The organism is Lysinibacillus sp. FSL M8-0134, from assembly GCF_038069745.1.
Taxonomy (GTDB): Bacteria; Bacillota; Bacilli; order Bacillales_A; family Planococcaceae; genus Lysinibacillus; species Lysinibacillus irui.
Genome location: NZ_JBBPAJ010000001.1, coordinates 1,417,603 through 1,430,381, shown reverse-complemented (window position 1 = coordinate 1,430,381; position 12,779 = coordinate 1,417,603). Strand labels below are relative to the sequence as shown.

The 12,779-nt window shown below is 39.4% G+C and carries 14 protein-coding genes; 4 read left to right on the top strand and 10 right to left on the bottom strand.

All coding sequences use genetic code 11. The annotated features are described in order from the left end of the window. Window positions 1-59: 59 nt before the first annotated feature. The 4 genes from MKY49_RS07015 to panB all read right to left on the bottom strand — a co-directional run bounded on the left by MKY49_RS07015 (window position 60) and on the right by panB (window position 4,505). Window positions 60-2,210 (bottom strand): 5'-nucleotidase C-terminal domain-containing protein, encoded by a 2,151-nt coding sequence (locus MKY49_RS07015; RefSeq protein WP_322605322.1) that lies wholly within the window; start codon window positions 2,208-2,210, stop codon window positions 60-62. Window positions 2,211-2,428: 218 nt separating this feature from the next. Beyond that, window positions 2,429-2,812, bottom strand: coding sequence for an aspartate 1-decarboxylase (gene panD / locus MKY49_RS07010; protein WP_312505611.1), 384 nt, complete (start codon window positions 2,810-2,812; stop codon window positions 2,429-2,431). 2 nt (window positions 2,813-2,814) lie between these two features. Further along, the gene (gene panC, locus MKY49_RS07005) at window positions 2,815-3,669 is read right to left on the bottom strand and encodes a pantoate--beta-alanine ligase (RefSeq protein WP_274796384.1); all 855 of its coding nucleotides are present in this window, start codon (window positions 3,667-3,669) and stop codon (window positions 2,815-2,817) included. Then, on the bottom strand, window positions 3,666-4,505 hold the full coding sequence (gene panB / locus MKY49_RS07000; protein ID WP_322605323.1) for a 3-methyl-2-oxobutanoate hydroxymethyltransferase: 840 nt from the start codon (window positions 4,503-4,505) through the stop codon (window positions 3,666-3,668). The genes panC and panB overlap by 4 nt, the downstream gene beginning before the upstream one ends. Window positions 4,506-4,915: 410 nt before the next feature. Between panB and MKY49_RS06995 the strand changes: the two genes are divergently transcribed. From MKY49_RS06995 to MKY49_RS06985, 3 genes are read left to right on the top strand one after another with little or no spacing between them, the layout of a single operon-like run. Then, window positions 4,916-5,236, top strand: coding sequence for a PadR family transcriptional regulator (locus tag MKY49_RS06995; RefSeq protein WP_036124518.1), 321 nt, complete (start codon window positions 4,916-4,918; stop codon window positions 5,234-5,236). Further along, window positions 5,229-5,834, top strand: a complete 606-nt coding sequence (locus MKY49_RS06990; RefSeq protein WP_322605324.1) for a DUF1700 domain-containing protein — start codon at window positions 5,229-5,231, stop codon at window positions 5,832-5,834. The genes MKY49_RS06995 and MKY49_RS06990 overlap by 8 nt, the downstream gene beginning before the upstream one ends. Beyond that, on the top strand, window positions 5,831-6,667 hold the full coding sequence (locus tag MKY49_RS06985) for a DUF4097 family beta strand repeat-containing protein (RefSeq protein ID WP_341385845.1): 837 nt from the start codon (window positions 5,831-5,833) through the stop codon (window positions 6,665-6,667). The genes MKY49_RS06990 and MKY49_RS06985 overlap by 4 nt, the downstream gene beginning before the upstream one ends. A 43-nt stretch (window positions 6,668-6,710) precedes the next feature. Here MKY49_RS06985 and MKY49_RS06980 read toward each other — a convergent pair whose 3' ends face one another. From MKY49_RS06980 to MKY49_RS06955, 6 genes are all read right to left on the bottom strand, one after another. Further along, window positions 6,711-7,694 carry a biotin--[acetyl-CoA-carboxylase] ligase gene (locus MKY49_RS06980; protein WP_341385844.1) on the bottom strand — a complete coding sequence of 328 codons (984 nt, stop codon included), beginning with the start codon at window positions 7,692-7,694 and terminating at the stop codon, window positions 6,711-6,713. 164 nt (window positions 7,695-7,858) lie between these two features. Then, complete coding sequence (locus MKY49_RS06975) at window positions 7,859-9,028, bottom strand: CCA tRNA nucleotidyltransferase (protein ID WP_341385843.1); 1,170 nt, start codon at window positions 9,026-9,028, stop codon at window positions 7,859-7,861. Next, a complete protein-coding gene (gene bshA, locus MKY49_RS06970) occupies window positions 9,015-10,160 on the bottom strand; it encodes an N-acetyl-alpha-D-glucosaminyl L-malate synthase BshA (protein WP_274796377.1) in 1,146 nt (381 codons plus the stop codon). Before bshA ends, MKY49_RS06975 begins: the two co-directional genes overlap by 14 nt. Window positions 10,161-10,193: 33 nt before the next feature. Further along, window positions 10,194-10,598, bottom strand: a complete 405-nt coding sequence (gene mgsA, locus MKY49_RS06965) for a methylglyoxal synthase (RefSeq protein ID WP_274796376.1) — start codon at window positions 10,596-10,598, stop codon at window positions 10,194-10,196. Window positions 10,599-10,617: 19 nt separating this feature from the next. Continuing rightward, complete coding sequence (gene dapB, locus MKY49_RS06960) at window positions 10,618-11,415, bottom strand: 4-hydroxy-tetrahydrodipicolinate reductase (protein WP_313471005.1); 798 nt, start codon at window positions 11,413-11,415, stop codon at window positions 10,618-10,620. Then, entirely contained in the window at window positions 11,415-11,750 is a 336-nt protein-coding gene (locus MKY49_RS06955) for a nucleotide pyrophosphohydrolase (RefSeq protein WP_274796375.1), read from the bottom strand. The genes dapB and MKY49_RS06955 overlap by 1 nt, the downstream gene beginning before the upstream one ends. Before the next feature lie 115 nt (window positions 11,751-11,865). On the opposite strand from MKY49_RS06955, the gene MKY49_RS06950 reads away from it, so the two are divergent. Continuing rightward, window positions 11,866-12,735, top strand: a complete 870-nt coding sequence (locus tag MKY49_RS06950; protein WP_274796374.1) for a YitT family protein — start codon at window positions 11,866-11,868, stop codon at window positions 12,733-12,735. The last annotated feature ends 44 nt before the right edge of the window (window positions 12,736-12,779 follow it).

Sequence of the window (12,779 nt, the reverse complement as noted above, 5' to 3'; positions counted from 1 at the left end):
GCCCCTAAGGTTGCGTAAATGAATAGTAGTTAAATAAAATAGTAATTCAAGCTATTCGATTATTGTTTTTTAGCAAGATCAACAATACGACCTTCTGTTGTTGTTTTTACTTCTTTTAATGAAAGTAATTGTTCTTGTAGGTTTTCCCAATCAGATAAACCTAAGTCTGTAACGCGACCTTCTTCATATGCTTTAGCAAACATATCAAAGCCGTCCCCACCTTTAGCAGTGAAAGCATTTGTTGCTACTGTATATGTTTTCGTATCTTCTAAAGCAACATACTTTCCAGTTGCTTTATCTAAATATTCGATAGATACTACACGTGAGCCAGCTTCTTTTGAAGAATCATATTGTAATTTCGCTCCACCAATGTGTAGGAAACCACCGTTTTCTTTTGGTGCACTTTTCAGAGATACTTCAAATGCAGCCTTTAACTCTGCACCTGTAACATCCATTAATGCTAATGTGTTACCAAATGGTAATACCGTAATCACTTGACCAACTGTAATATTACCAGCTGGAATCGCCGCACGAATACCACCGCCATTTTGTAATGCCATCACAACAGTTTTATCTGTATATTTTTGTGCCTTTGCCAACATACCGTCAGTAATGATATTACCTAGAGCTGTTTCATTACTACGTACACTTTCTAAATTTTCTTCAGTTGCACGTGGATTTGCTAACTCCTCAGCAATTTTCACACCAATTTCCTTGTTGCTTACTTCATTCACTTTAGCTTTAAATGGTTCAAGTAACTTCACTAAAGACTCGTCTTGTGCAACTTTACCAAGGTCGATTAATTCGCCACCATACTCTGTAACAACACCATTTCCATCAAATGTTACGTCAAGTGTGCCTAAATAATTTACATATTCATTAGCTTGTACGATTAATGTTGCCTCTTTTGCTTCACCTACTGTGTTTGTATCAACAACAACTGGCTCTTCTAATTTTGTATGGTCATGTCCACCAACGATGACATCAATTCCTGGTACGTTTTTCGCTAGTAAAATATCATTATCAACATTTGGATTATCATTGTAGCCAATATGTGTTAAAGCAATAATTTTGTTAACACCCATTCCTTCAAAGGCAGCTACTGCTTTTTTCGCTTCATCGATGTAATTTGTAAAAGTTACTTTATCAGGAGAAGCAATATCCAATGTTTCTTCTGTTGTTAAGCCGAATATACCTACTTTTTCGCCATCAATTTCTTTCACAATCCCTGAATAAATTTTTCCATTTTCAGGCTCACTTGAAATTAAGTCTGTAAATAAACCAGTGAATTTATCATCTGCTGAAAAATCTGTATTGGCATCCACAAATGGGAATTTAGCAGCCTTAACAAAATCTGCTAATGCCTGATGACCTTCTGGTGAAGAACCTAAATCAAATTCATGGTTACCGAATACCATTGCATCAAAGCCAATTTCATTTAATAGCGCTAAGTCAGCTTTTCCTTTAAATTCGTTAAAATATAGTGTTCCACTAAATGCATCTCCAGCGTGTAAAGTTAAGACATTTTTCTTCGTTTCACGTTGCTCCTTAACCGCTGTTGCTAATTGAGGTAACTTCTCTGCACGAGCATGTGTATCATTTACATGTAAAATAGATAGAGAAAATGCACCTTCAGGCGTTTCAGGTTTCTCTGGTGTTTCAGGAGTTTCTGGTGTTTCTGTGCTTGATTTTGTTAAAGCTTCTGCAATCAATGTTGCAAGCTGTCCACGTGTAACTTTATCAGTTGCCGCGTGGTTTTTAGCACTTTCTAGCTCTGGTAATGTTGGAATAGACGCTAAAATTTTAGCTAAATCACCATGTGTAATTGTTTGATTTGGACGGAAAGTATTATCACCATAGCCTGTAATCACTTCTAATCCTGCAAGTGCTGCAATTGGACCGTAATATGGATTAGAAACATCAATATCTTTATAGTTTGGATTCTCCACATCTTTTGTATCTAGCTTTAATGCGCCTGCAATCATTTTTGCTGCTTGTCCACGTGTGACATTTGTATCTGGTTTGAATGTACCATCTGGATACCCGCTAATAATCCCTGCTGCATAAAGTGTAGAAATGGCTTCAAAGTTTGCATGGCTTTCTTTTACATCTGAAAAAGGACTTGCTGCCGATGCTGGCGCTACTGCTACCGCTGTTACAGCCAATGCCGCGGCAGTTACTGTTAAAAACTTGTTTCGTTTATTTTCCATTACAAATGATACCTCCACTAGTAAATTGATGTACTTACAACTAAATTCTACATAAATATGACCCAAAATACTAGAACATTTGTAAAATTATAATTTTAAAAACTAGTTTAATAGTAAGAAAAACAAAATTTTACCAGTTACTTTTGTAATAGATGCAATCAAAAAAGGAGGATTGACAAAGCATTTGCCAATCCTCCTTTCTTCTATCTATAATCTGATCACATCACCGTGGCTTCAGGCTCATGTGTAATCATTTCTTTAATCCTATTACCCTCACCCATAATGGCAACGGTTGGTTTATGCTCTTTTGCCTCATGATTATCCACATATACATAGGAAATAATAATTACAATATCGCCACGTTGTACAAGTCGTGCAGCTGCGCCATTAACGCAAATTACACCAGAACCTCGCTCACCAGCAATAATATATGTTTCAAAGCGGGCTCCATTATTATTGTTAACGACATGTACCTTTTCATTCGCCAGCATACCTACCGCATCTAAAATATCTTCATCAATTGTAATGGAGCCGACATAATTTAGATCGGCCTGTGTCACTGTTGCACGGTGGATTTTACTATTCATCATCATTCGTAACATCTTTACAGTCCTTCTTTCACAGTAAAAATACAATTATCAATTAAGCGTGTTTTGCCAATATAGACGGCTGCTGCCAACAGGACTTGCTGTGTCGTTGCAGTTACTGGTGTTAGATCGGGGTACGCTAATAACTCTATATAGTCAATTCGGCCATGCGTTCGTGCATGAATATGCGCTTTCGCTTTAACCAGTGCGCGCTCAGCATCACCATTCGCTAAAAAGCTATCACGTGCCAATTGCAAAGCTTCATTAATCGCAGGAGCCTCCTGTCGCTCTGATTCACTTAAATAGATATTGCGAGAAGATTTGGCTAAACCGTCCTCCTCACGCACTATTGGGACTACTCGCAATTCCAATGGGAAGTTAAAATCACGTACCATTGTAGCAATAATCGCAACCTGCTGTGCATCCTTTTGTCCGAAATAAGCCCGAGTTGGTTGTGTTAAGTGGAATAATTTTGAGACAACCTGTAGCACACCATCAAAATGACCTGGTCGACTCGCACCACAAAGAATTGTTGCCTGTTCACCAGCATGTATTCGAATACCACCATCATGCGGATACATTTCTTCCGCACTTGGAGCGAACACAATATCAACACCGACAGATTGTGCTAAAGCGGTATCTCTAGGTAAATCCCGAGGATAGCTTTCAAAATCCTCGTTCGGTCCAAATTGTGTTGGATTGACGAAAATGCTCATAATAACTAGATCATTTTCTGCACGTGCTGTTTTTGCCAATGTCAAATGACCTTCATGTAAATAGCCCATCGTTGGGACAAGACCTATCGTTTTATGAGCCTGCTTTGCTGCATCAATTTCTACTCTTAATGCTTGTATGGTAGTGACTACTTTCATGCTTTGACGCCCCCATATAGCTGATCTAACGCTTCCTCTTTCATTGTGAAGAAATGCTTAGGTGCAGGGAATGTACCAGCTTTAACTGCTTCAACATAGTGAAGCATACCAGTACTTGCTTCTTTCCCCATATTAGCAAATTGCTGAACAAACTTAGGCACATGGTGTGAGCCATAGCTTAACATGTCATGATAAACCAACACTTGTCCATCAGCTTCTACTCCTGCACCTATACCAATCGTCGGGATCACAAGGCTAGCTGAAACAATTTTTGTTAGCTGATGTGGGATACATTCTAACACGACAGCACAAGCTCCTGCTTCTTCACATTTCTTTGCATCCTCTATAAGGGTAGCAGCCTGTTCTGCCGTTTTTCCCTGTACTTTATAACCACCAAGCACACCTGCTGATTGTGGTAATAAACCTAAATGCGCTACTACTGGAATACCGGCTGATGTAAGTTTACGTATGACCGAAATGACCTCTCCTGCACCCTCAACCTTTAAAGCATCGGCTCCTGTTTGTTGCATCATGTCAACAGCCGTTTTTAATGCTTCATTGACATCGCCATGATAAGAACCAAATGGCATATCAACGACAATAAACGTATTCTTCGCACCACGTCGAACCGCCTTAGCGTGATGCACCATATCCGCTACAGTCACTGGCATTGTAGAATCATAGCCAAGCACGACCATCCCAAGTGAATCACCGACTAGTACCATATCTACACCAGCGTCTTCAGCAAATCTAGCAGCGGGATAATCATAGGCTGTCACCATGACAATTTTTTCACCGGCCGCTTTCATCTTTAAAAAATCTGTAGTCGTTTTCAATTTGTAGTCCTCCTTTTTAAGGGAAGAAAACAGAAAAACCCTTCTGTTTTCGAAAATAGACAGAAGGGTAGTGTTTCGTTCGTCACAAAATACCTCTTGATGAAGTGTTGACAAGAGGCGATAGCTAGCAGCTATGTTGAACGCGTGTTTTCTTCCGTCCCTGTCTGAAAAGATCAAGGCAGATATTTGTTGTATTGGATCTTGCGCTTGTGAAGGTGCCGTTCACAATGGATACTGCCCTTCAGCACATACTATAACAATAATCCTCGTAATCTTCAAATATTATTTTCTTATAATAACAGAGTTTATTTTAACTAATTGACAATTAATACTATACGTCATATACTATCCACATACTATACGATATATAATATAAAATGAAATATAAGTATTACATGTGAGGTGGAAAGATGACATTTCAGCTTGGTTCAGCTTTACTTGACGCTTGTGTACTCGCTATTGTCGACAAAGAGGACGCCTATGGTTACTCACTAACACAGCAAGTACAATCCGTCATGGAGATTTCGGAATCTACACTGTACCCCGTTTTACGTCGCTTACAAAAAGCGCATTACTTAACAACCTACGATCAGCCCTATCAAGGCAGAAATAGACGCTATTATCAAATTACAGAGCAAGGACGTATTCGGTTATTAGAGCTATTAAAGGAATGGCAAGTGTATAAGGAAAAGGTTGATTGTGTACTTTTAGGAGGGAATTTAGATGGATAGAGCTAGCTATTTGAAACAGCTACGAGGCAAATTGCGTCGGCTTCCTGCGCATGAGTTTGACGCTGCAATTGCCTATTATGAGGAATACTTCGAGGAAGCAGGAGAAGAAAATGAGCAACAAGTTATTTCACAACTTGGCTCTCCTTCACATGTCGCCTCACAAATATTAGCTGATTTCGCATTGAAGGATTTGGATACCTCCTCGGCAAAATCGACAAAAAAGAATATATCGGCTATTTGGCTTATTATTTTAGCCATCCTATCTGCGCCCCTTTCATTGCCATTACTTGCTACTGCAATCGCACTTATTTTTTCATTTGGCGCAGTCATTGTCAGTTTAATCTTTGCTATTATCGCTACAGTCATTAGTATCTTTGTCGGTGGTGTTGTGGCGCTTATATCTGGCCTCCTGATTTTAACAGAGCATTGGCCTACCGCTCTGCTCTTTATGGGTGTCGGATTGATTGTAACGGGCTTAGGTGTCCTACTCTTTCCTATTGTCGCTCGTTTTATCAAGAAAACGGTTTTTGTCTCAGTTGAAACATTAGGGAGACTATTTCACAAAATAACAAAAAAGGGAAAGGGGGCTTCTAAATGACATCAAAAAATACGCTAATTGCTATGACCATGATTGCTTTAGGTATTTTACTTGCACTGGTCGGCTATTTTTCAGGTGGTCGCTGGTTTATTGAAAAAGATGCAGAGGGTCTTCACGTACCAAGCTCTACTAAATTAGTAAGTCATTCTCACAAATTAGATGCATTTACAAATATCAAGATCGTAAATGAATATGGCGATATTGATATTGTTGCTAGTGATAACGACTATAAATTAGACACAAAGGTCCTTAAGCAGCAGGATGTGACCTATCATATTGAAGATGGGACTTTAACGATTGAAACCGTAGCGAAGAAAAAGAGTGATTTCCAAATTGGCTTTGGAAGCTTTTCATCTCCTTCGATCAAGCTCTATGTACCAAAGCATGCAAATATAGATGCTGTTACTATAGATAGCGACTTCGGTGATATAGCCATTCACGAGCTACATTATCAGGAGCTTAACCTAGTGCAAGATTACGGAGATACTACCTTTACCAACATAATTGGTAACAACACAGAGATTACACAGTCCTTTGGTGATTTGACGCTCCAACGCCTTGCTAGTAACGGTATTAGTATTAAAAGTGAACATGGAGATATCAGTATAGATGGGACATTAAATGGTCAATCAACCATTACGTCAAGCTTTGGTGATACGACCCTTCGCTTACAAAACAAACAATCTGACCTAGGCTATAACTTCATAACAAGCTTCGGTGATCTCACAATTAATGACGAAGAACAAAGTAGTACAGTTACTCAAGTAAACAATGGTAATGATCAGCTACATATATCTTTATCACAAGGTGATTTAGATGTAACTTTCAAGTAAATGAAGAAGCTGCAAGAACAAGACGTTCATTGCAGCTTCTTTTTTATATAATTTTGATGTCACCTGCATAAATCGTTCGTATTGTCCCATCATCTTGGGTAAGCTGGAGGACGCCATCGTCTGTAATTCCACTAGCAACCCCTTCAAAACGTTCTCGTAATGTTGTCACCTCAATACGTTGACCAATGGTACAGGACAGTTGCTGCCACAGTGTTTTAATACTTGCAAAACCTTCACTTACATAGAGCTCTGTAAATTGTTCTAAATAGTGTAAAATGGAGGCCACCAATGCTGCCCGATTGATTTCTTCGCCAGCTTCTAGACGTAGAGAAGTAGCAATATCTGCAATATCAGGTGAGAAATCAGTAGCCTCTTGATTTGCATTTATGCCAATGCCAACAAGTAAAGCCTGAACAAGATCTGCCTCTGCCTGCATCTCTGTTAATATTCCAGTACACTTTTTGCCATTAATCAACAAATCATTTGGCCATTTAATTAATGGTTCTACATGCTCATATAATGTTTTGATGGCCATCGTTACCGCTACTGCCACTACAAGTGTATAAGAGGATGCCTGCTGGGGTGTCACATCTGGACGTACGATAATCGTCATCCAAATTCCTGTGCCATGTGCCGATTCCCAAGGACGAGCCATTCGACCACGACCCGCTGTTTGCTCCTCCCCAATGATAATCGTTCCATGTGGAGCCCCTTCTTGGGCAAGCTTATGTGCAATAGTTTGTGTAGAATCCACTACATCGAAATAATGAATTTCACGACCAAAATGCTCGGTCTTTAAAAAAAGCTCGATTTGTGTTGGATTCAAGCTATTTGGTACGCCTGTCAAAACATAACCCTTTTTCTTAATTGTTTCAAATGTATAGCCTTCCTCCTGTAATGTCTGCATGTGCTTCCAGATTGCCGTCCTTGAGACACCAAGAGAATCTGCTAGTTCCTGACCTGAAACAGCTTCACCATCTGCAGCTAGTATTCTTTTTAAAATTTCATCCTTCATCGAAATTGTCATCTTCACATCAATCCTTTAGTCAACTGTGCTATTTTTTATGTACCTATTTTGTCTTTATCATACTGTAAATTAACGTAAATGACCACCAAAGAAAAAAGCCGTCCCACATTTTTGAGACGGTAAATTTGCTGTATATAATATGGCTTAAAGTAAGTGAAGCCTTTCTAGAAATAGTGTAGCTCCAGCCAGTTTCGTATTTGTTGTCGATCATTTTGAAGCTCATGATGAAGAATGGCTGTCAGCATGTCCTCCAAGGCTTCTTTTACCCAAGGTCCACCTTTTTTTCCTGACCATTTCAGTAAATCTGCCCCATTCACCACTAATTCTTGCTTCTGTTTAATGGGTAGCATTGCCTGTAACTCTCTTACAGACAGCCGAGGTATAGGAGCGCCCAATTGAGTCAGCTGGGCAAAATAGCGTGCCGCCTCTAGCTCCTGCTCTGTGTACATAAAATAATGTGTGTTTGTCCATCCACCTTTTAGAGCATCATAGGCACTTAAAACCGATTTGACAAACGCCATTTCTTTATTTGATAGTCGATAATCTCGCAAAACCCCTCGCCAATCTGTCCCTTGCAGTAAAGCAAAATAGGCCCAGCCCAAGCGCTTGTCCTGTGTATGAAATTCAAGCCAATGCGCAGCATGAAAATCTCCTATTAAATAGGCAGTCAAACCGCTTTCCTCTAATTTCTGTAGACCACCAAAAACTGTTTGTCCTACCCAAAGTTTATCCAGCTCTGCTTTTATGCGTTCTTTTGCAATAAAAGCCAGATCAGCGGCTTTTTGTTGGATGGCTGTCAATGTATTTTTCTCGATTGTAAAATCAAGCTGCGCGGAAAAGCGAATCGCTCTCAGCATCCGTAAAGCATCTTCTGCAAAGCGACTTGGTGCATCACCAACAGCTCGAATAATATGCTTGTCGATATCTTGACGCCCACCGTAATAATCTACAAAAGAACCGTCACGACGCATAGCAATGGCATTCATCGTAAAATCACGACGTTGTAAATCCTCTTGCAAGGAACGCACAAACTGTACTTTTTCTGGACGGCGATGGTCCGTATATTCCCCATCTGTCCTGTAGGTAGTCACTTCAACAGGTCCAGCGGGTACGATAACAAGTACCGTCCCATGCTGAATCCCAATATCAACTGTCCGTGGAAAGACAGATTTTACTTCTTCAGGCAAGGCATTTGTTGCAACATCTACATCATGGGCAGGCCGATTGAGTAAAGCATCTCTTACAGCCCCACCAACAATAACAGCCTCAAATCCTGCCTGTTCTAGCTGTTCGATTACAAAAAAGGCTGCCTGCCATTCATTATTGTTTTGCATGATTTCTTTCCGCAACCTTCTCATACAAATTTTCATATTGTTTAACAATTTTTGTTGAATGGAATTTTTCACTTACTGCACGAATAGCCGCTTCTCGGAAACGCAATAGTTGTTCTTCATCTTGCAATAATTGAGTAGCATACTCAGCTACTGCATCTGTATCCCCTAATTCAACAATATAGCCATCTACGCCATGTTCAATGACTTCTGGGATGCCACCTACATTGGACCCAATACAAGGTACACCACAAGCCATTGCTTCTAATAAAACCAGTCCAAACGATTCCTGCTGTGAAAGTAATAGTTTCAAATCACTAATCGCATATAATTCAGCCAAGTTTTCTTGTTTTCCTAAAAATAAAACATCCTTCATATAGGGACTTCCCTTTACTTGGTCCATAACACGATGCTTTTCAGGACCATCTCCAACTAGTAGGAGCTTTGCCTTCATGTTTGCACGAATTTTCATAAAAGCATCTACAACATGTGGAAGATTTTTAATTTTACGGAAGTTAGATACATGTATGAGGACTTTTTCATCTTCTTGAATACCAAATTGCTCTTTTAAGTTTCCTGAATTACGAGGGAAGTATTCACGTTCATCCACAAAGTTATAAATCGTTTCAATTGGTTTTACTGTATCAATTAACTCATAGGTTTGTTCTTTTAATGCTTGTGACACGGTTGTCACAATATCAGATTTATCAATTCCATACTTAATGGCCTGTGATAACGTAGAATCTTGCCCCAGCACCGAAATATCTGTGCCATGAAGGGTTGTGACGATGCCAATATCTCTACCACTCATTTCACGTGCTAATACCGCACATACTGCATGTGGAATGGCATAATGCACATGCAACACATCCAACTCTTCATCCTTTATGACGTCTGCCATTTTACTCGCTAATGCAATATCGTATGGAGAATATTGAAACACTGAATAATTATTAACTTCGACTTCATGGAAAAAGACGGTTGGATAAATTTTATTCAATCGAAATGGTACGCTTGAGGTAATGAAATGAATTTCATGTCCTCTTTCTGCAAGCATTTTGCCTAATTCTGTTGCAATGACACCAGAGCCACCAACTGTAGGATAACAGGTAATGCCGATTTTTAGCTTTTTCATTCGATGATCATCCTTTCTAAATCACGTCTTTTATTAATTGCGTCTTTCTTGTATCAGTCTCCAATCCACAAAGCCCTCTTGTAGGCCTTTTAGTAATATTTCTGCTGTTCCCATATTTGTCGCCAGTGGCACTTGGTAAACATCACAAAGACGGATAAGTGCAGAAACATCTGGCTCATGTGGTTGTGCTGTTAATGGATCACGGAAAAAAATAACCATGTCCATATCATTATTGGCAATCATAGCGCCAATTTGTTGGTCGCCACCAAGTGGCCCTGAGCGAAAACGCGTTACCTCTAAGCCAGTAGCCTCGATTACACGTTGTCCTGTTGTGCCGGTAGCATAAAGCGTATGTTCATGTAAAATATCTTGGTAAGCAATAGCAAACTGTACTAAATTATCTTTTTTACGATCATGTGCAATCAATGCGATTTTCATATAGCTTCCATCCCAATCTTTAGATGATGTTTTCTAAACCATAAACAAGCTGATCCATTTTCATAACCTCTTCTATGCAAAAAGCAACACCTGACATAAAGGAGTTTCTGTTTAATGAATCATGACGAATCGTTAGTAGCTGCCCATCTCCTCCAAATAATACTTGCTGGTGTGCCACTAAACCAGGTAAACGGACGGAGTGAATGCGCATGCCATCAAAGTCTCCACCTCTTGCACCTTCAATGGTTTCTTTTTCTTCTGGATGTCCTTGCGTCTTAGGCGTACGAACCTCTTGTATTAATTGTGCCGTTTTTACTGCTGTTCCAGATGGTGCATCAAGCTTCTGATCATGGTGCATTTCAATAATTTCTACATCTGGCAAGTATTTAGCCGCTTCTTTCGCAAATTTCATCATCAGGATAGCGCCAATCGCAAAGTTAGGTGCAATAATACAGCCTAACTCTTTTTCTTTAGCCATGGCTGATAATTCCTCTAGTTGTGCCTCTGTAAATCCTGTTGTACCAATTACAGGTCGGACATTTAAATGCAATGCTTCCTTAGTATGCTTGTATACTGCATGAGGGTTAGTTAAATCGACTAACACATCGGGTGCAGTTGCTTCTACAAGATCATGCATTTCTGTAAAAATAGGTATCGTATAGCTTGCTGGAAACATATCTAAATCAGCTAATGTTTTTCCTACTTCCTTATAATCTAGTACAGCTACTAATTCCATTTTGTCATGTTTCATGACCGTATGTACAGCCTCAGCTCCCATTTTTCCTCTAGCTCCCGCAATAGCTACACGAATCGACATCATTCTTCATCCTTTCTAGTCCAGCGATCCTTATCTCTAGTTTCAAATTTATGTATGACGCGTAAAAGTGCTTCATCTAGTTTAATACCTTGTGCATTTGCAAAGCATACTAGTACAAAGAAAAAATCTCCTAGCTCTTCTTCGATACTATTTGTGTCCTCTGTACTCTTTTTCTTTTTTTGTCCGTAAACATCTTGAACCTCGCGTGACAGCTCACCTAATTCCTCTGTTAAACGCGCAAGTAGCTCGAATGGTGGGAAATATCCTTCCTTGAATTGTCCTATATAATCATCAACACGCTGTTGCAATGCTTGCATTGATAGTTGCTCTGTCATAAAAATCACACTCCTATTTACCATCGTATAAAATTTACACCATTGTTGTCAAAACCAATAAAATGTCAGATAATAGATAACACAACTTCATTTGTTTGGAACTTCAGGAGGTCAAATGCTAAAACAGATTAAAATTCGCAATATTATCGCAATTATGCTCGGAGCTGCCATTTTCAGCTTCGGCTTTGTTCACTTCAACATTCAAAATCAGCTAGGTGAAGGTGGACTAAGTGGGATTACTCTCATCCTTTATTTTACACTAGGTTGGGACCCCGCCTTAATGAACCTGTTATTAAATATTCCCATGTTTATTATAGGTTATCGATTGCTTGGAAAAAAATCATTTGTTTATACACTTGTAGGCACTTTATCTGTATCTCTTTTTCTAAAAATTTTCCAAAAATATCAATTTACCATACATTTAGAGGACGATATGCTACTCGTTGCCCTTTTTGCTGGTGTATTTGTTGGTCTTGGTCTTGGTATTGTTTTCCGATTTGGCGGCACGACAGGTGGTGTCGACATCTTGGCGAGACTTGGACATAAATACTTTGGATGGAGTATGGGTAAGACCATGTTTGTCTTCGATGCCATTGTTATCATTCTTTCGTGGTTAACTTTCTTAGATGCACGTTCTATGATGTATACACTAGTAGCTGTATTTGTCGGTGCACGTGTCATTGATTTTGTACAAGAAGGTGCCTACGCTGCACGAGGTGCTCTAATTATTTCTGAAAAGTCGGGTATGATTGCTGAAACAATTGCCTTAAGAATGGAACGAGGTATCACCATTTTAGAAGGTCATGGTCATTTTACTAAGCAACCTAAAGAGGTAATATACTGTGTAATTGGCCGCAATGAAGTTGTACGTTTAAAATCAATTGTCCATGAAGTTGATCCTCACGCATTCGTTTCGATAATAGAAGTTCGAGATGTTGCGGGTGAAGGCTTCACGCTAGATGACCAAAAGCAGCCACTTCATTAAGCATACGAAGATAAAAAACTTGCTATAGTGGTGTACCACTATAA